Origin of the sequence: Citrobacter sp. Cpo071, assembly GCF_030332765.1 — a bacterium.
GTDB classification, from domain to species: domain Bacteria; phylum Pseudomonadota; class Gammaproteobacteria; order Enterobacterales; family Enterobacteriaceae; genus Citrobacter; species Citrobacter portucalensis.
On the sequence record NZ_JAOWHE010000067.1, the window covers coordinates 38544 to 56835 of the forward strand.

At 51.7% G+C, this 18292-nt stretch carries 24 protein-coding genes; 4 read left to right on the forward strand and 20 right to left on the reverse strand.

Features of this window, described 5'->3' with window-relative positions; all coding sequences use genetic code 11:
• Positions 1-5 precede the first annotated feature (5 nt).
• From OGY09_RS04155 to OGY09_RS04170, 4 genes are read right to left on the reverse strand one after another with little or no spacing between them, the layout of a single operon-like run.
• The gene (locus tag OGY09_RS04155; protein ID WP_016153620.1) at positions 6-536 is read right to left on the reverse strand and encodes a phage tail protein I; all 531 of its coding nucleotides are present in this window, start codon (positions 534-536) and stop codon (positions 6-8) included.
• Positions 529-1437 carry a baseplate assembly protein gene (locus tag OGY09_RS04160; RefSeq protein WP_279267801.1) on the reverse strand — a complete coding sequence of 303 codons (909 nt, stop codon included), beginning with the start codon at positions 1435-1437 and terminating at the stop codon, positions 529-531. The genes OGY09_RS04155 and OGY09_RS04160 overlap by 8 nt, the downstream gene beginning before the upstream one ends.
• 5 nt (positions 1438-1442) lie before the next feature.
• A complete protein-coding gene (locus OGY09_RS04165; protein ID WP_279267802.1) occupies positions 1443-1793 on the reverse strand; it encodes a GPW/gp25 family protein in 351 nt (116 codons plus the stop codon).
• Positions 1790-2431 carry a phage baseplate assembly protein V gene (locus OGY09_RS04170; RefSeq protein WP_279267803.1) on the reverse strand — a complete coding sequence of 214 codons (642 nt, stop codon included), beginning with the start codon at positions 2429-2431 and terminating at the stop codon, positions 1790-1792. Before OGY09_RS04170 ends, OGY09_RS04165 begins: the two co-directional genes overlap by 4 nt.
• 335 nt (positions 2432-2766) lie before the next feature.
• Between OGY09_RS04170 and OGY09_RS04175 the strand changes: the two genes are divergently transcribed.
• The gene (locus OGY09_RS04175; protein ID WP_279267804.1) at positions 2767-3810 is read left to right on the forward strand and encodes a DUF262 domain-containing protein; all 1044 of its coding nucleotides are present in this window, start codon (positions 2767-2769) and stop codon (positions 3808-3810) included.
• Positions 3807-4475 (forward strand): MAE_28990/MAE_18760 family HEPN-like nuclease, encoded by a 669-nt coding sequence (locus OGY09_RS04180; RefSeq protein WP_279267805.1) that lies wholly within the window; start codon positions 3807-3809, stop codon positions 4473-4475. The genes OGY09_RS04175 and OGY09_RS04180 overlap by 4 nt, the downstream gene beginning before the upstream one ends.
• A 35-nt stretch (positions 4476-4510) precedes the next feature.
• Here the strand turns inward: OGY09_RS04180 and OGY09_RS04185 are convergent, their stop codons facing one another.
• The 11 genes from OGY09_RS04185 to OGY09_RS04235 form a co-directional block, all read right to left on the reverse strand.
• The gene (locus OGY09_RS04185; RefSeq protein WP_286589993.1) at positions 4511-4966 is read right to left on the reverse strand and encodes a phage virion morphogenesis protein; all 456 of its coding nucleotides are present in this window, start codon (positions 4964-4966) and stop codon (positions 4511-4513) included.
• On the reverse strand, positions 4959-5426 hold the full coding sequence (locus OGY09_RS04190) for a phage tail protein (protein ID WP_286589995.1): 468 nt from the start codon (positions 5424-5426) through the stop codon (positions 4959-4961). The genes OGY09_RS04185 and OGY09_RS04190 overlap by 8 nt, the downstream gene beginning before the upstream one ends.
• Positions 5389-5634 carry an Rz1-like lysis system protein LysC gene (gene lysC / locus OGY09_RS04195; RefSeq protein ID WP_279267808.1) on the reverse strand — a complete coding sequence of 82 codons (246 nt, stop codon included), beginning with the start codon at positions 5632-5634 and terminating at the stop codon, positions 5389-5391. The genes OGY09_RS04190 and lysC overlap by 38 nt, the downstream gene beginning before the upstream one ends.
• A complete protein-coding gene (lysB, locus tag OGY09_RS04200; RefSeq protein WP_279267947.1) occupies positions 5522-5947 on the reverse strand; it encodes an Rz-like lysis system protein LysB in 426 nt (141 codons plus the stop codon). The genes lysC and lysB overlap by 113 nt, the downstream gene beginning before the upstream one ends.
• Positions 5944-6453, reverse strand: a complete 510-nt coding sequence (locus OGY09_RS04205; protein ID WP_279267809.1) for a lysozyme — start codon at positions 6451-6453, stop codon at positions 5944-5946. Before OGY09_RS04205 ends, lysB begins: the two co-directional genes overlap by 4 nt.
• A complete protein-coding gene (locus OGY09_RS04210; protein ID WP_019077171.1) occupies positions 6437-6658 on the reverse strand; it encodes a phage holin family protein in 222 nt (73 codons plus the stop codon). The genes OGY09_RS04205 and OGY09_RS04210 overlap by 17 nt, the downstream gene beginning before the upstream one ends.
• Positions 6649-6852, reverse strand: a complete 204-nt coding sequence (locus tag OGY09_RS04215) for a tail protein X (protein ID WP_286589999.1) — start codon at positions 6850-6852, stop codon at positions 6649-6651. The genes OGY09_RS04210 and OGY09_RS04215 overlap by 10 nt, the downstream gene beginning before the upstream one ends.
• Entirely contained in the window at positions 6852-7358 is a 507-nt protein-coding gene (locus OGY09_RS04220; protein WP_046276225.1) for a head completion/stabilization protein, read from the reverse strand. The genes OGY09_RS04215 and OGY09_RS04220 overlap by 1 nt, the downstream gene beginning before the upstream one ends.
• Positions 7359-7457: 99 nt before the next feature.
• Complete coding sequence (locus tag OGY09_RS04225) at positions 7458-8213, reverse strand: phage terminase small subunit (protein ID WP_286590001.1); 756 nt, start codon at positions 8211-8213, stop codon at positions 7458-7460.
• Positions 8214-8216: 3 nt separating this feature from the next.
• Positions 8217-9284 (reverse strand): phage major capsid protein, P2 family, encoded by a 1068-nt coding sequence (locus OGY09_RS04230; protein WP_286590003.1) that lies wholly within the window; start codon positions 9282-9284, stop codon positions 8217-8219.
• A 61-nt stretch (positions 9285-9345) separates the two neighbouring features.
• The gene (locus OGY09_RS04235) at positions 9346-10200 is read right to left on the reverse strand and encodes a GPO family capsid scaffolding protein (RefSeq protein WP_286590005.1); all 855 of its coding nucleotides are present in this window, start codon (positions 10198-10200) and stop codon (positions 9346-9348) included.
• A 166-nt stretch (positions 10201-10366) separates the two neighbouring features.
• Here OGY09_RS04235 and OGY09_RS04240 point away from each other — a divergent pair, with 166 nt between their 5' ends.
• Both OGY09_RS04240 and OGY09_RS04245 read left to right on the forward strand, forming a co-directional pair.
• Positions 10367-12136, forward strand: coding sequence for a terminase ATPase subunit family protein (locus tag OGY09_RS04240; protein ID WP_100194571.1), 1770 nt, complete (start codon positions 10367-10369; stop codon positions 12134-12136).
• Position 12137: 1 nt separating this feature from the next.
• Positions 12138-13151, forward strand: a complete 1014-nt coding sequence (locus tag OGY09_RS04245; RefSeq protein WP_286590007.1) for a phage portal protein — start codon at positions 12138-12140, stop codon at positions 13149-13151.
• A gap of 327 nt (positions 13152-13478) precedes the next feature.
• Here the strand turns inward: OGY09_RS04245 and OGY09_RS04250 are convergent, their stop codons facing one another.
• The 5 genes from OGY09_RS04250 to OGY09_RS04270 all read right to left on the reverse strand — a co-directional run bounded on the left by OGY09_RS04250 (position 13479) and on the right by OGY09_RS04270 (position 18255).
• Positions 13479-14768, reverse strand: a complete 1290-nt coding sequence (locus tag OGY09_RS04250) for a hypothetical protein (RefSeq protein WP_286590009.1) — start codon at positions 14766-14768, stop codon at positions 13479-13481.
• A 374-nt stretch (positions 14769-15142) separates the two neighbouring features.
• Positions 15143-17434: a replication endonuclease gene (locus OGY09_RS04255; RefSeq protein WP_286590011.1), complete on the reverse strand. Its 2292-nt coding sequence runs from the start codon at positions 17432-17434 to the stop codon at positions 15143-15145.
• The gene (locus tag OGY09_RS04260) at positions 17424-17699 is read right to left on the reverse strand and encodes a DUF5405 family protein (RefSeq protein WP_286590013.1); all 276 of its coding nucleotides are present in this window, start codon (positions 17697-17699) and stop codon (positions 17424-17426) included. The genes OGY09_RS04255 and OGY09_RS04260 overlap by 11 nt, the downstream gene beginning before the upstream one ends.
• Entirely contained in the window at positions 17699-17890 is a 192-nt protein-coding gene (locus tag OGY09_RS04265; protein ID WP_286590015.1) for a hypothetical protein, read from the reverse strand. The genes OGY09_RS04260 and OGY09_RS04265 overlap by 1 nt, the downstream gene beginning before the upstream one ends.
• 32 nt (positions 17891-17922) lie before the next feature.
• Positions 17923-18255 (reverse strand): hypothetical protein, encoded by a 333-nt coding sequence (locus OGY09_RS04270; RefSeq protein ID WP_121571574.1) that lies wholly within the window; start codon positions 18253-18255, stop codon positions 17923-17925.
• Positions 18256-18292: the final 37 nt, after the last annotated feature.

Here is an 18292-nt window from a genome sequence, read left to right on the forward strand (position 1 = left end):
CTCACTTATCCGGGGTAAACCGTAATAATGTCACCGTCATACACCACACCACCGACATACATATGACCGGGAATGTCCTGAATAATATTCAGACCAATCAGGTGACGGCTCGCGGGTTTCGCATCCGCAATCAGGCGCTCCATTTCAAAATACATTTCCTCAGAAATACCGCTTTCCAGCACACCGATATCAAGCCGGAATGTGCCGGGCGGGTCGCGGGTCTCCCACCACTCCGTGACGTTGATGACATAGCCGAGCGGCTCCACCACCCGACGAACAGCACCGATAGTGCCTTTGTGGCAGTGAATGAAATACGCATCACGGATGACTGCGCGCTTCGTTTCTTCCGGCCAGTTCTCATCCCAGCGGTCGACAGAAAACGCCCACGCCAGCCACGGCAGCAAATTAGCCGGGCAGGTATCAGGACTCCACAGACGACGCAGCGGGACGGGGGTGTTTTCGATATCCGCACAGGCACGCGCCGCCGCCACCTCAAGCGGTGACGAGCCCACCGGCAGCAGACGGGTATCACTCATCCGAGCCCCCAATCACAATGCTGTAATCAGTGCAAAATGACGCCTGCGCACTGCTGAGCACGAGGTCAGCCACCGGCGCGGCCAGCTCGACACGCTGGACACCTTCAACATGCAGCGCGGCATAAATGGCAGACAGGCGAATATCACGCCCGAGACGGTGCTGCGCGCTGATATAGCCCTCCAGTTTTTTCAAGGCAGCAGCGCGAATGGGTTCACTCTCGGGACCGGGATAGAGATACAGCGAGGCGGTTATCTGGTAGTCAACAATGTCGGCTGACTGCACCGTCACTCGGTCGGCGACCGGTCTGACATCTTCGGCATTAAGCGCGTTACGGACAACAGTGAGCAGCTCATCAGAGGCGACGCCGTTGTTTTCCCGCGACAGCACAGAAATCGTCACGCAGGCGGGCGACGGGCTGGTCACGGAGATATCCGCGACCCGTCCGTCAGCGCTGCGACCATGGAACTGATAAGCGCCACCAGACCCGGCCACGCTCATTCCTTCAAACGCCTGCTGAATACGCAGGCGGTAATCGGTGTCCGACTCCATAACGGCAGGTGTGGGCGGCAGCGTGGTCTCATCGGCAGGCGTGATAACAAGACGCCCGACGCTGAAATTTGCGCCGATATTATCGAGGTCATTACCGGCGGCATACGCCAGCATGACCGCGCGCGCCGATTCATTCACGCGCTGACGCCAGATAACCTCCCGGTAAGCGTTCTCCTGCAGCAGCTTAACCATCGGCTCCGATTCGAGTGTCAGCGTGCGCGCGACCGCCTCCTGCTGTTCCTCCGGGTACAGTGAGACAAGCGTTGCCTTTCGCTCTGCCAGAATGGTTTCATAATCCAGCTCATCCACCACATCAGGCGCAGCGAGCAGGCTCAGGTCAACAATAGCCATAGTGTTTAACTCAGTGGAATGGTGATAGAAAAAGGCTGGCCTGACGCCGACCGCGTGCCGGTGATATCGACATACATCGCGCCGTCATTCTCCCCGCGTTCAAAGGTGATGGTCGTCAGGCTCACGCGCGGCTCCCACTTCTGGATCGCGGAATAACACGCGGCCATAATCTGCAGGCGCAGTGCCGGGGTCTGCGGCTGGTCCATCAATGCCGACAGCAGTGAGCCGTATTCACGGCGCATGACGCGCGAGCCAACCGGCGTGACCAGAATGTCGCGCACGCTCTGCCTGATATGCTCAACCTCAGAAATACTGAGACCGGTATGACGGTTCATTCCCAGATAGCTCGTCGTCATTTTGTCCCCACCGTTCTGTCATCGCCCCGTTTCACGCCGCCGTGGTCGTGGTCATCCACCTGCACACCGTTGGATTTAAACGTGCCGCCGCCGTGCTCGATGTCGCCGCTCATCTTCCCGCCTTTTTGCACCTCAAGCGTGGCCGTGGTCAGCTTGTTGGTGCAGACCACCTCGGGGGTATCGAGCGTAATGCGGGTGGACGCTTTGACCAGTACCAGCGGCACCGTTGCGGTAATGGCGTCCGACGCGGTAACGTCAGCGGTTTTAATACCGCTCACCGTGAGCGCCCCGCTCTCGGGTTCGTACTCGATAACCGCCCCGTCAGGAAAGGAAACGTGAAAAGCATCAGGCGAGGCCGACGGCGCGGGATGGTCATCAGAAAAAATACCGGGCAGCACAAAGGCGGTATCAAGCTCGCCGCCAATGGCAAGAATCAGCACCTGCTCGCCAACCGATGGAGCCCACCAGACGCGCGAGCGACCGGCGCGGCAGGTCAGCCAGTTTAACCAGGTGGTTTGCATCCCACCGGTCTGGACACGGCAGAGTCCTTCATCGGTATTGACTGCAGTCACAATGCCGGTGCGGATAAGGTTACGGATAGCGCGGGCGATATCCTGAATGGAATTTAAAGTTTTCATGGGGAAAGGATGACGCCGGGCAAGGCCAGCGGCAATTGAATGGTGTTTTATGAGGACTGAGACAACATCCAGCAACTAGGATGTTCCATTCAGAAAATATTGTTAAGTTAAAATTTCTCTACCTGACAATTAGCCATTTATTAATTGCAGAAATCAGCCCATCGACCAAGATGCCAAAGCCATACACCCAATCCAATGAAAAACTATAAAAAACAACAATATAACACCAACAAAGAGTAGTGTATCTGTTGGGCGAAGATAGTATCTGGAAGTATCGTCTTTTCTAATTGATTTTGTTATAGTTGAGATCATTTTATTATTCAGGATATGTAACTATGAACTTTTCAGATGCTCTTGCAGAAATACAACGAGAAAGGCGAGCAGTTGGGTTTGATACTTACGACATTACTATCAAACAACTCGTAGATATGGTTGTGGAAAATAATATTAACGTTTCACCTGATTATCAAAGACGATTTGTATGGGATGCAACCAGACAGTCACAGCTAATAGAATCAATTTTCCTTGGAATTCCTATTCCTAATATTTTCATGGCTACCAACACAGATGCTTCATGGGAAGTAATTGATGGGCTGCAACGTATAACAACCATTCTTCGTTTTGTTTCTCACAATCATGCCGTCATTGATGGTAAAAACCTAGGACCGTTAACTCTCAAAGGGTTAGAGAAAACGCCATCTCTTAATGGCGTTGCGTTTGACGATATGCCAAGCAATCTTAAACTAAATTTTCTGACTCGCCCACTTCGTATCACCGTTCTTAATGATCAGAGTGATTTCCAAGTTCGATTTGATTTATTCGAAAGATTAAACACCGGTGGAATAATACTTCACGACCAAGAAATACGTAATTGTGTTTTTCGTGGCCGTTTCTCTGAATTCATTAAAGATTGTGTGAAAAACCCCGATTTTGATGCAGTCATTAAAAGAAGTGATAAGAATGGCAGAGGTAACGTAGAAGAATTAGCTTTGAAATTCTTCGCATATTATGAAGACAGGTTGTTATTTAAACACTCCGTTAAAGAGTTCCTTAATGACTATATGGAGAAGAAAACGAAATCATTTGCAAATGAAAATCAATTGCGAGAAATATTCCAAAATACCTTTTCAGTCATCAGACAAACTCTACCTAACGGTATTGTACGTATGAATCGTTTAAATTCTACACCACTAGTTCTTTTCGAAGCTATAGCTGTTGGCGTTGCCGACATCCTTACAGCTGGCAATCAAGTTAATGCCCCTGAATTAAACAAGTTACTTGAAGACCCCGAGCTGAAAGACCTTACAACCGGAGCAACTAACAGTCTCCCTAAGCTAACAGGAAGAATAGATTTAGTATCTCAGCGAGCTGCTATATGAGTTTTGAAAACGCCCAAGTTGAAATAAGAGACAGGTTTGCTGAGGCGAATTCACTTTTGCTTTTTTTGCGTGAAAATGGGCCAGAACCACTTCAACCTGCAAGCTCCAATATAAAATCACTTAAAGGTTTGTGGATAGTATCCATATACTCTGCCGTAGAACGTGCAGTTAACGCAACAATAGAAGCGGCACTTGAAGTAATTTCCAGTCACAATAACAGAAGCATAGATTGCATTGCATCTCTTCATAGCATATTCCACTTCAGCGAAGTCAAATCTGTAAATGAATGTGGGAAAGGAAAAATATTTGACAAGTCAGTTTCTTTATTTCAAGCGACCCATAGCGAGACAGTTCTAAGAATAACTGATAACCCATTAGCGGAGAGTTTACAAAATGTTGACGCTAAGACAATGTCTTGGGTCCTTAACCTTTTTGGCGTCTCTGACTTTACTGTCTCCCCTGCATCAATAGGTCGTGTAAATGCTTTACGAGAGAGGCGAAATGCGGTTGCTCATGGACGTGAAAGTGCCTCAGAAGTTGGTGAGCGATATTCTTTCGACGAGTTAACCAATATATATAATGCTGCTGATGAAGTGGTCACCGCATTTTATCTTAATTTAAGGGAGCACTGTATCAATCAACGTTATTTAAAAACAGTTAAATAAAAGTGAAGATTCTCATCTGCGTTATATCTCATCGGTTATAACGTTAATTTGAAATGCTCGGTAAACACCCTCTCAACTAAATGTTTATCCTCTCGACGGAACCCAAGCAACTGGCGTTTCGGGTATTGCAAGTCCTGAGCATGAGGATTAGGCCGATCTTTGAGTCCGTATTGATGAATCTGCGCGATACGTTGCACCTTTCCCGTAAACTCCACCACTGCAGCATCATTGCGGCCACTGGCTTTCATGTAACGACTCGTTCGCAACTTCTGAAACATCGCCCGTTTTATTCGCCCTTTTTTCGCTCTGAGCGGCTGTCGTTTTCGCGCCTGATACGGCGTGCCATCAGGCGCTTTTTGCTGTTTGATGCGTTGCTGCTGCGATCTGCGCAGTTCCTTCGCAATTTCAGCGACCAGCCTGCGCCGCGACGCCGGTGACAATGCCCCGATAAGCCCCGCAAGTTTGTCGTCAAAAGACTTAAATTCATTCATCCCACTTACTCACCAGCTCACCATTGATATACAGCTCAGTTGGTCGTGTAACAGGCTCCGGCAGGGGCGGCTCCTGGGCATAGCTGACGTGTAACGCGCCGTTTGCCTCCCGGACAAGGGTGCGCTCAGTCAGTTGCAGGCTGATACTGATATCAACATTATCCCCGTCATTTAAATCCATCTGGAATCGATAGCCCTTTTTGCGCCCCTCATCGAGCGTGCAGATATCCGGCTGGTTTTCTCGCAGCCACGCCGCCACCGGCACAAAAATCAGGTCGGGGTCGCCGACAAAGTCACACACGATCACATTCAGCGTGTATTTCTTTTCATGGGACAGTGAGGCCGCGAGACGCGCATCGATATTCCCCTCATCGGCAAAGATGCGCATCATCTCGGGGTTATTCATGAGCTGCGGGACAGCGTCATTCAGCGCTTTGCGCAGGCTTTTCATTTTCTGCATCGATTCTATCCTGACAGTCTTTGATGGTTTCGACCTTAATCGCACAGGCGGTGAGCGCATGCTCCAGCCTGCGAATATCGGCACTCAGATCACCGTTATTGACGGGGTTGCTTCCCGGCATCGGGCAGAGGCTCACCTTCGGGCAGGCGTTGTAAACAACGGGCGGCGGAGGCGCAGCCTGTTCGGATGTGCAACCGGCGCACAGCATCAGGCAGCTTATCGCTGTACCAGCGGCGTAACGTCTCGTTTTCATTCTTTAGCCTCGTTATGGTTTCTTCCCGCCTTGCTGCCTGCTCACCGGCAACGGCCAGCTCATCACCGAGCCTGACCTGCGCATCCTCATTCGCCCTGGCGATTCGCTGCGATACGGCAAGCTGATTATTCAGCATGCCAATAGTCGTCTTTTGCTCGCTGGCAACACGGTTCGCTTTCTCAAAGGAACGGGATAAATTCGCGTTATCGTGACGCAGCCACAGCACCACGACGAGCAACCCGGCCAGCAGAATCATCAGCACTTTCATTGCATCCCCTTTACGCAGTAAGCCCATTCCCGCGCGCGGCGGTTCTCCAGCCCTTTATTTTTTGTGCCGTTGACATACACCCAGCGGGTGAGCTGGTCGCATGCCTGCCACCACTGGTGACGCTTGATAAACGAGACCAGCGTCGACCGACAGGCTGCACCGGTTCCGACGTTAAACGCAAAACTGACCAGCGAGTCATAGACGCGCGGTGGTATATCCACCGGCACACAGACCGCGAGCCGTTGCTCGACGTTAAGCACATCGGCAACGAGATTCTCCGCCGCGCGCTGTTCGGTAATATCCCCTTTCGGGACCACCCCGGCAGTGTGGCCGATGCCTGACGTCCACACTCCCGCGCTACACTGGTAAGGTGTCAGGCGACATCCTTCGAGGTCGGCAATCAGTGCCAGCCCTTCGGGCGAGGTGTTAAGCAGACGAAAGTCAGGCACCAGCGCGGCCAGCGCCAGCACGGCGGCCACACTGCAGCGTTTAATGATTGAGCTCACGGGCAGCCCCCTTATCGGGTCCGAGTGAGGTCAGGTAGCGATACGTTTTGCGCTTAAACCAGTAATTCGTCAGCGCGGTAAAAATGGCGCAGGCACTCCCCACATAGAGCGCCAGCTTTTCGGGGGACATCGCCCCGAAATACGCCAGCCCCACAGCCAGCCAGTAAGCGATAAACGTCGTGATTTTTTCCACACTCAGTCCCATAAATTCACCGTTTCGGTTTTCGGGGCGCTGTCGGTTTCGGGCAGTTCGATTGCCGTGCCGTGCGGCAGAATAACGCCCAGTTCCGACATCCCCGGATTCGCCTGCAGCACCGTTTCAACGACGCCCTCAGTGCGCCCGTAATAGCGGGCGCAAATCGCATCGAGGGTGTCACCCTGCATCGCCCTGACCTTCATCAGATTTGGCCGACAATACAGCGCGGCTTGTCCTGAATACGCGCCACAGACCAGCGCATATCCCGCCACAGTTCATCGATAACCGCCTCAGTGCTTTCCGCTTTGCGGTCGCCTTTTGCCGTCGCATCGATGCCGCGATAACGCTCAAACAGTGTGGCGCTGGTCATGGCGCAGACGGCGCGGAAATAGTGGAAACAGCGTACGCTTTCGCCATCGATATCATCGGCAGGCACATCAGCCAGCGTGTCATGCCCTGCGGCCATCTGCTCAACCCGCCACAGAGCAAGCTCCGCATTGGTTTCAGCCATACCGGCTTTAATCGCATCATTCAGGCGCAGCGCGGAAACGGTCTGCTCCAGACGCATCAGCTCGCGCACACGCTTCGGATCCACATCAGGGAAAAAGAAGGTGTTTTTTATTACCGGCTCGCTCACGCCCGGTGGTGGTATCACCACGCCCGGCACATCCTGCGGCTCTTTTTTTGGCTCAATAATCACTGTCGTCATGACAACCTCGGGTAATGGGTGGGCGGTGGACGCCGGTCGCAGTCAGGGCAATCAATACCCGCATTGACCGGCGTGCCGCCCGGCTCGGGGAGCGCTCTGTTAACCTGCGGCTTTTGCCGCTTTCGGGGGACGCCCGCGCCGTGCCGCCGGTTTAGCTGCAGGTTTGCGCGTGCGCGGTTTATTCTGTTTGGGTGCAGGTTCTGCTTTGGGTTTCAGCGCGCGCTCGAGCTGTTCAATATCCTTTTTCACACCGACAGCCCGTTCTAACTGGATCGCCCGCTGCAGGTGCGCCAGCGCGTCAGTCAGACGGCCAGCCTCACGCAGCACGTAGCCGGTAATTTTGTGCAGCTTCGCGCGCACGATATCCGGCATGTCTGCCCGTTCGGTCAGTGCGATGGTGTCGAGCAGGAGCGGCAGCCCGACAGGCTGTTTCGCATCGAGCAGGCGCTGCGCTGACAGGGCGACCTCTTCGGCCAGTAAATACGGCGTGGTGCGCCGGTGGCCGCCGGTCGGCATGGTCAGGCCATAGGTCATCGCATAGCGGGCAATTTCCAGCGCACCGGCGATGTCATCCGCATCGAGACGCCACAGCATGACGGTCATGACAATGTCATCCTGCCCCCCTTTTCCGGCGCTGAGGACACCCGACACCCACGGCAGATAGAACGGCATCAGCTCACGCTTTTTGTCTGCCTTGCGTTCATTTGAGCGGATTTGTTTTAACGTGCGACAGTCTGCGGCCAGCTTGACGAGCATCTGCTCATAGGCAGTTGCATTGCGCAGCGGAGCAGCAGCCCGCCGCGCAGTCTCAGAGGCCGAGACCCGCATCATGTGACGCGCTGCGGGACTCGTCATGGCTTATTCCCCGCTTTCCGGTGCGGCAGGTGCGGTGAAGTCACCGAGATTGATGTTTTCAATCAGGCAACCGGCGGCGTAAGTCTCGACCACATAGTCAATATTCATCGACTCGTAGTTTTCGACACGGTCCTTTTTCGGCTCCTCGATGATGGCGCGGCGGTGTGCGTCATCCATGAAGTAAATCGACAGGTTATCGAGGCGAGTCACCATCAGGGCATTCGCCGGGAAATACGGCACGCGCACAGCAGGCAGGTTGCCGATACGCTTCTGGCTGATGATGATGTCAGCGGCCAGCGTTTCACTGTTTTCCTGCGCCTTGTTAACCAGCGGGAAATATTTATCCGCCATCAGCTTACGGCCGGTGATAACGACGAGCTCCGGGTCATCCTGATAAATCTCATCAATCAGGTTGGTGGTCGAATCCATCACCAGCGCATCGAGGTTTTCATAGTCACCGTTTTTACCCACGCGGATCACATCGGAAATGACCTTGCCGTCATCATCGGTGACGTTGGACATCACACGCGCAGCAGCTTCATTGCGGTACTTCTGCAGCCAGCCCACCGCGACATCCTGCAGCATCGGATTCGTTTTGCGGTTGGAGGTCTCCGCGCGGGTGATACCGTTGAAACCGGCCATGATAAAATCGAGCGACTGACGCTTGATAATCGCGTCACGGATACGGGTCTGAAAGTCCTGGAATCGCGCCCACAGGTCGAGCTGTTTGTAACGGATATGGAAATCAAAGTTGATTTGCGCGCATTCGTATTTGTTGGATTCGAGCGCAGTGAAATCAGCGGTCTTACGCTCGTCATCGGCGGCGGTGTCCGTGGTGCTCGCAATCGTACCGTTGACGCCGACCCCGACTTTTTCGCCTTTCAGCTCGTCGACCGGCACGATATTGATTTTGGTCAGAAACGCGGATGACGCCTGCAGGGTGGTCATCAGGGTCTGCGTCACGGACGGCTCAACGGTGAATTTTTTCGCCACGTCATCGGTGTCGACGCCGTTCAGCTCCGCCACGCGGGACAGGTAAGCATTGAATTTAAAGCGGGTATCTTTACGCATTGTTATTCCTGTTTTTCTAAAAAGGGGCATCAGGCCGGGTGACGCGCACCCGGCAGGTCTGTCAGCAGTTGGTCAGCAGCCCGTCACCCGTCCCGCCTTTCGATTTCTCGCGGCGCGGCTGGCGATAGCTTTCGGTGTTATCGAGGGAGCTTTTCAGGGCGTTCAGCGCCTGCGCGCTCTGCGTGGTCTGGCTGGTCACGTCCTGCTTTAGCTGTGCAAAGGCGGTTTCCAGCTCGGTGACGCGCGTTTCGGTGGCGGTCAGGTTGGTCTGTACCTGCTCAGAGACGGCGGTCACCGCTTCATGCACATCAGCAAGACGGGCGTCATCGCTGACCTGTTTGCGGCTGAAAATCGATTTGACCTTGTCGGTCAGGCTGTTGAGCATGGAGTCGGGTACATCCTCGAATTCCAGCTCAGCAAGGGAGGCCACCGAGAAGAGATCGCCCGGCTGGTCTTTTTTACCGGCGAGCGGGTTCTGAGCAGCACGGCTGCAGAATTCGAGATATTCCGTGCCGAGGCTTGCCGGGTCATCGGTCACAGCGAGGCCAATCAGGTAACATTTACCGGTGTTTGAGAAATTCGGGCGAATTTCCATGGAGGTGTAAACCTTCTGACCGGCACGCACCATGCTCACCAGTTCATCAAGCGGGGCAATCCTGGCAAACAGTGCCTTTTTGCCGTTCAGCGCAGAGTCATCACTGATGATTTCCGCTTTCACTTCTGTCACGTCGCCGTAGCGTTTAAACGGACCGTCAGGCCAGAGGCTTTTGATGTGTTCGAGGTTAATACGGCAACCGTAGACGCGCGGGTCAAAAGTATCCGCCATGTCCTGAATGTCATCACCGTTGATGACACGGCCATCGCAGGTGTCACCCTCGACGCCGATGCGAAACCATTTAGAAACTTTCTTTGCCATTGTTCAGGTGTCCTGATGTTGGGTTTTCGGTTCGGGTGTAGTTTCCCGACTCCGCCCCGCATCAGCCACCGCTTGCAGACGTGTACCCCCTGACACAACAGGGGGTTAGCGATAATGCCTGGCTATTTCCTTAGCCTTGCCCCGTATTCACTGACACGAGGCAACCATGACCATTTCGACTGACCTCTCCCTTTTGCATGACCCCCGACGACAGGCTCGGCTGTTGTTCTGGCAGGGGTTTTCCGTGCCACAAATCGCCGACACGCTGCAGGTCAAGCGCCCGACCGTGCAGAGCTGGAAACAGCGTGACGGATGGGAGGAAACCGCTCCGCTTAACCGCGTGGAATCCACGCTTGAGGCGCGCCTGATTCAGCTTTATGCAAAGCCTGACCTCACACCGCATGACTTCAAGGTCGCTGACTTTCTGTCACGCCAGATGGAACGGCTCGCGCGCGTCAGCCGTTACGGCCAGACCGGAAACGAGGCAGATTTAAACCCCAACATTGCCAGCCGCAACAAAGGCGAGCGCCGCAAGCCAAAACGTAATTTTTTCAGCGATGAGGCCATCGAAAAGCTCGAAGAGATTTTCTTCGATCAATCCTTTGAGTATCAGCTCAACTGGCACAAGGCCGGTATCGCGCACCGTATTCGCCACATCCTCAAATCGCGCCAGATTGGCGCCACGTTTTACTTTGCCCGCGAGTCATTGCTGCGCGCCCTGAAAACCGGGCAAAACCAGATATTTTTGTCAGCCAGTAAGACGCAGGCTTACGTGTTCCGAAAGTACATCATCGCCTTTGCCCGCATGGTCGACGTCGACCTGTCAGGCGACCCGATTGTCATCGGCAACAACGGCGCAGAGCTGATTTTTCTCGGGACAAATTCCAACACGGCGCAGAGTCATAACGGTGACCTGTATGTCGATGAAATTTTCTGGATCCCCAACTTTCAGAAACTGCGCAAAGTCGCCTCGGGGATGGCGTCACAGTCACACCTGCGCACCACCTACTTTTCAACCCCCTCGACGCTGGCACATGGCGCATATCCGTTCTGGTCAGGTGAGCTGTTTAACCGGGGACGCAGCAGCGCCGCCGAGCGTGTCGACATCGATATCAGTCATAAGGCGCTGGCCGGGGGCGTGCTGTGCCCGGACGGTCAGTGGCGGCAGATTGTCACCATCGAGGACGCGCTCGCCGGGGGATGCACGCTGTTTAATCTGGATCAACTGAAACAGGAAAACAGCGCCGACGATTTCCGCAACCTCTTCATGTGTGAGTTTGTCGACGATAAGGCATCGGTATTCCCGTTCGAGGAGCTGCAGCGCTGCATGGTCGATGCGATGGAAGAATGGGAGGACTTCGAGCCGTTTTCTGACCGTCCGTTTAACTGGCGCCCGGTCTGGATTGGCTATGACCCGTCACACACCGGCGACAGTGCAGGCTGTGCGGTACTGGCTCCGCCACTGGTTGCCGGTGGCAAGTTCCGCATCCTTGAGCGTCACCAGTGGAAAGGCATGGATTTTGCGACGCAGGCCGAGGCTATCCGCGAGCTGACCGAAAAATACTGCGTCGAGTATATCGGCATCGATGCGACCGGCATCGGCCAGGGTGTTTACCAGCTCGTGCGCTCGTTCTTCCCGGCGGCGCGCGCCATTCGCTACACACCGGAAATGAAAACCGCGATGGTGCTGAAAGCGAAAGACACCATCAGACGCGGGTGTCTGGAATACGACGCCGGTGCAACCGACATCACTCAGTCATTTATGGCTATCCGTAAAACCATGACCAGCAGCGGGCGCAGCTCCACCTATGAGGCCAGCCGCAGTGAAGAAGCCAGCCACGCAGACATCGCATGGGCAACTATGCACGCCCTGTTAAACGAGCCGCTTTCCGCCGGTAGCGGTATGCATTCAACGTCAATTCTGGATATTAACTGACATGAAAAAACAACAGAAGAAACATGCCACAACGACCGCCAGCGCGCCGCAAAAAATGGAGGCGTTCACCTTTGGCGAGCCCTCCGCCGTTCTGGATCGCCGCGATATCCTCGATTATGTCGAATGCATCAATAACGGGAAGTGGTATGAGCCGCCGGTCAACTTCTCAGGTCTGGCAAAAAGCCTGCGCGCCGCCGTGCATCACAGCTCGCCGATTTACGTGAAACGAAATATTCTGACGAGCACCTACATCCCGCACCCGCTGCTGTCGCGTCAGGATTTCAGCCGCCTCGTGCTGGATTATCTGGTCTTTGCCAACGGCTATCTCGAGAAGCGCATGAGCGTTACCGGCCAGCTTTTAAAACTGGAAACATCACCGGCAAAATATACCCGCCGGGGTGTCGAGGAAGGTGTTTACTGGTACATATCGAGCTTTAACAACCCGCACCCGTTCGCACCCGGCTCGGTGTTTCACCTGCTGGAGCCTGATATCAATCAGGAATTGTACGGCATGCCGGAATACCTGAGTGCACTTAATTCCGCCTGGCTGAATGAATCCGCCACCCTGTTTCGTCGCAAGTATTACCAGAATGGCGCGCACGCGGGTTACATCATGTACGTCACCGACGCAGCGCAAAGCAGCACCGACGTCGAGTCGCTGCGTTCTGCAATGCGTGATTCAAAGGGACTCGGGAATTTTAAAAACCTGTTTTTCTACGCTCCCAACGGGAAACCGGATGGCATCAAGATAGTGCCGCTGAGTGAGGTCGCCACGAAAGATGACTTTTTCAATATCAAAAAGGTGAGCGCCGCTGACCTGCTCGATGCGCACCGCGTACCGTTCCAGCTCATGGGGGGCAAGCCGGAAAATATTGGCTCAATGGGGGATGTTGAGAAGGTAGCGCGGGTGTTTGTGCGTAATGAGCTCACCCCACTGCAGGAACGCTTTAAAGAGATTAACGACTGGCTCGGGATGGAGGTGATCCGCTTTAAAGATTACAGCCTCGAATCATAATAACCCCTCAAAAATTGCCGCCTCCGGGCGGCCTACCCCCTGACAGCCTTAGACAGACCACGTGCCACACAATCCCACGGACACATCATCGCAGACCTGCAAAGCACCAGCGCCGTCACGACGCCCACAGACGCAATAAATTAAATGCTGTCACCACCTCTGGCGCGCAGTGCTATCCCCGCCACGCCTGCCCGCTTTATGGGTCGGTTTTAATGCAGTTGCACGAACACGCCGGAGGCGCACCAGCACTGGCGGCACTCACGCTCGATAGAAGAGGAAAAAATATGCAAATTGATGCTTCCTTCACATGCAGCAATGCTATCTGGATCATTTTAAAAAAAGATGTCGGTACTTTTCTAAAGGTGAGGGCTCCAAGGCATTAATTTCGGATGAAGAAAATGTAACGCTATCTTGCTCTTGCAGTTGTTTAAATCTGGTAATTGAATCCCTGATCAACCAAGACATTGACATCATTTCTAAAGGGACTCTAAGCATCATCTGCCATGACAACCCCCATATTAATGAACTATCAAACTCTTTAAATAACATGGAGTAATCATCATCATTGATGAAAATAAGTTCAAAGCCTTCATTTCGAGCTATCTCTTTGAAACAATCCAAATCCAAAATGCATAAAATTGTTAGGTCACCATTTATAAAATCACACAAATCACTAGGGTTGTTTATAAGATTAACGAAAGGGGTTAATGGAATCCAACTTTGATTGCTTTTACATTCATTCAAAAAAATCGGCGCCATCTGCCCCCCACTTAAATCTAGCTTGGACAAAATATCCCCAATATTGCCATCACGAATCGATATTACATAGAAGCCATCTTCCAACTTAATCCACGAACTGTCTTGACTCCTACAAATAACTAACTGTTCATTTATTTCCTTTTTATATGTAACTTCTGGAATGCATAGTTCCATTCTAGCAATCAAAGGAAAACCTCTAAAATTTTCAGCCTTATCCTCTGATAAAAATCCACCTAGCTTTTGTAAGTTTACTTTTTGACGTTCAACGCGACTGTTTTTGTTTTGACTTGACTTAACTTCTACTAGCACAGGAACGCCTCCACTAAACAAACAAACATCCCCATGTCTCATACTCATTGTAATATCATTAAGCAACGCTGGAAAGCCAGCACTGCAAGCATCCTTTACAATATTCCACTCCTCTTTTAGACCATTTTTCCCTCCCAACGCACCAGCCAATTCTTTAGGGCTATAATCTACAACATTATAAAAACAATGCTTAACATCAAACTTATCAAGATACAAAAAAACGACACCATCACCAAACATTTTGAAAATGTATATCTTAAATTTCATATTCTCAATGCATTCATCTACATTTTTCATTCTCTCTTTGATGAGTATGGATTGTTCTTTTTGCAAGCCACCTTTTCTTTTTATTCTTTTCAACTCAATTAAATGAGACTTTAACCTCTTGATTATTCTTTCACACTTAATTATGTGCTTAATTATTTTAAACTGAAATGACAATAACAATGATGTATTTGAGAGATTTTCCTCAAGTTTCAAAAGGTCTTCTTTTAAATCGAATATTACAGTCTCATGAAACTCTCTACTCAATTCATTTTTTATTTTCATGCAAACCTCAGCACTAGAAAAAATCAATATCTACTATGACATTTTGTGGTGGAGATCATCATTAACGTTTTCCTCCGCCAGCTCAATATAAATAAACGTTAGCAAGTAATTATTTCATATTGAAAACACGTTACCTGTTCTCAAGTCCATATGCGCCGCTACGGTCTCCTTTATTTCTCTTTTGTATATTCCTCATACAAAAAAACTATCTTATCAAAAACAAGGCAATAGGTTGAGTTTTTTGTTTTGCCTTCAGTCCAGTACAGCTAACGCCTCGCAATGCTCGTTGTCGAACGCCGCCAGCGCTGAAAACAAGTTACAACACTGGCGGCGTTATCCCGGATAATTACCTATCTGGATTAACTTAGTTGTCATTAGGTACACTCCGTTTCAGTTGAAAAACCCGGCCACTCATCAGCAACCGCATAACTGAATTTTTTCTCGCCATATGTCACCGTTGCGCCTCGCGCCAGTACATCCAGTTCCCACCTTTCCGGCGTGATGCCGTGTTGTGCGAGGTCAAACCGGATGCGTGATATCTGGTCGCGCTGCGATTTTGTCAGGCGAGCTGAAGGTGCTAATTCATCCGGCTTCAACGGTGATCGGTTTCTTTGTTGCCTGTTTTGAGGTTTAGCCCCCGCTTTTAGCGCGTCCCTGAGCACCTTCACGGCGTCCGGGTCATTCCAGTCGATAACCCCTGCATCAATGAGATTTATCACCGCTGCGGCTTGCTCAGACGGTGTAGGCGTCATATCCCTGTCGGTTCCGTTGGCAGGTAACCCACAGTTATTGACAGGACTCCGAGGCGCGGCGATGCCGCTTTTTAAAGTCAAAGGCTCAACGGCAACGGCCTTTGGAACAATGCGCCATTCTGATGTACGGGTGATCCGAATGTGACCCGCGCCAAGATGCGGGGCGTAAATACCGACGACTCTCTCGATATCCTCTTCATATTCGTTAACCTCATCGGTCGTGGTGCGCGCAACCCTGACGGTCTGGTCATCACGCCTGACATTCGCGCCACCCTGTGCGGCAATATAGAAATCAAACTCCCCCTCATCAGCAGCCGCGCGAGCCGCTTCAACACGCTCGTCAAAGTCGCTGGCAATGCTGACGCCGCGAGGCAGCTTTCTTAGCTCGCGATATGCGCCCATCGTCGGGATGCCAATCGGTTTAAACTGAGGGATGCGCCATGTTGACGCCCATGCGGTGACCGCTGAGGCGGTATCTTTCAGGGGTTTACCGGTGTCTTTATCGAGCTGGCCATCGAGCGCATAGCCGTCGATATTTTTAGCGATATATTTTGCGATATAGCCAGCCGCGCCGCCTTTGTTGAGGTGTTTAGCCTCGAAGCGATTACGCGCCGCTCCGCGCTCGTTACCGTCTTCCTTCATCGCATAGCGCCACATAATGTCGATAATCTGCTTACGCTGGCTGCGTTTGCAAAACAACATCATATGCCAGTGGGGAGTTGCATCGTGATGAGGCTCAACAACGCGCATCCCGTACACCTGCAAATCATTATCTTTGAATGCCGTGCGCATTTTGCTCCAGATGCTGCATAAATAGCGCTGACCATCTTTCGGCGTGTACGCCTCATCATTCCAGCCGTGATTAAGCTGGACGGTTTTATTCTCACCTTTCCCAACCTGACGGGTCGGGTGATATTTTGACGGCGTGGTGATGGTGATAAACATGCCAACGTCGCCGACTGATGCGGCGTAACGCTCAATACCGGCGATGGTATTCATCAGCTCCATACGACGAATTTCAGGGTTTGAAATACTCGCCATAACCTTGCTAATCAGGTCGATACGCTCGCCGTTCGCTTTATTCTCGAGCTCGCAGGATTTGAGGTATTCCAGATTAGCCAGGCGGCGCGCGTGAACGTCCCGAATTGCTGTCTTGCTGGCATACGGAGAACGGTCTTTATTGACCTCACCGGCAGCAATCAGCAGGGACTCACGCCAGCGCATGCGCTGGGCTTTAAGCTGGCTGACCCACCACTCGTTATTCATCATGCGCGCGATGGCCGAGTAGGCCATACGGATGGTCATCTGACCTTTCTGGTATTTCTTCCAGTACATCGGGGTGATGTTAAGCGCGCGCACCGCGCCAGCGAGCTGGCCGTAAAGATACGATTGAGCATCATCGGTAAACAGCGCCTCTTTGCTCCCGTATGCCTCGGTGTATTCATCGCTAAACTCTTCATACGCCATGAAAATCTGTGCAGATAATCGGGCGGCGAATTTCTTCAGCACTTTGTCATTCATATCCGGCAGCGTTTCAAATTCATCGCGTTCGGATAAAAGCCGTATCGATTTACTGGTGTCCATCCCGTACACCTGATTAACACGCTCGAGGCGCGGCCAGAGCCGCTCTTCGAATGTTTTTTTCAGGTAAAACAGGCCATGCACCGGGCTTTTAGTCCGGCGTATGTAGTTATAACGCGAGGTGAAATGCGAGCGCAGAAAGAACGGCAGGCGGTCAATCTTGAATAAAACCGCTTGCACCTGACGGAATTCGGCACGTGTAAGAGGTCTGTCGCGACCAATGGCCGCTTTTGGTTTATTCCATGGGAAAGCGCCGGTGAAGGGCTCACCGGCATTTTTGCGAAATGGTGGTGGAGGCGAAGGGGTGACACGCCCCCGGTTCTCAACGGCCATCGTTGCAGAAAGCCGCCTGACACTGTTCGGCCACGCGCTCAACCTGCACGGCCAGCGATTCAAATGCGGTTGCGTCGCCGGTCAGAATTGAATGATGCAGTAAACCGGAAACAAGCTGGCTCAATTTCGGATAATAACCGACAGTATTCAGCCACTCTTTACCGGCATTATTACCCGTCAGTGCAGTTTTCTTTTCGCATAAAATAAATTGAAACTGGTCACTGGTGACGACATAGCGGTCGCCGATTTCAATACGAATACCCATTAGTTAGACTCCTGACAAGATGATTCAACAATTCTGATAATTGTTTCGGTCAACTCTTTTACAAATTTCCCGGCATCAGGATTACCCACACCAAAGATGGTTGCCTGAGCCAATGAAATAATGCGCATTTTGTTAATAACGTCTTTTGTTGCTTCACGTCTGATTTGTTCATTACTTTTATTTGCTGGCATTTAAACAAGCCCCGTTAATTATGACTGCATCGTTAGAAAGGGAGACCATCATCAAAACCGGATTCGCTACGCTCGGCACGACGTCGCCGCTGCTGTTCGCGCCAGACATACTTGACGATTTTATTGATATCACTCGCTGACAAAGAAACTGCTGTAGTGCTGGCGGGCACAAAAGAAGGTTTAGAGGCAAGGTAAAACAGATAACCAACTTCGCCTGGTGCAAAAAACTCGTCTAAAACTGCTGAGATAATTTTGTTTATATCAACATTAAAAATAAATACTTGCTTATGCTTTTTAATAAAGCGCCAGCAATCATACACCTCGCAAGTATTGCTTTTATAAATAAGCTCTATTAATTCTTTCATTCCATTCTCCAGATAAAAGAAATCTCCACGCAGTTAA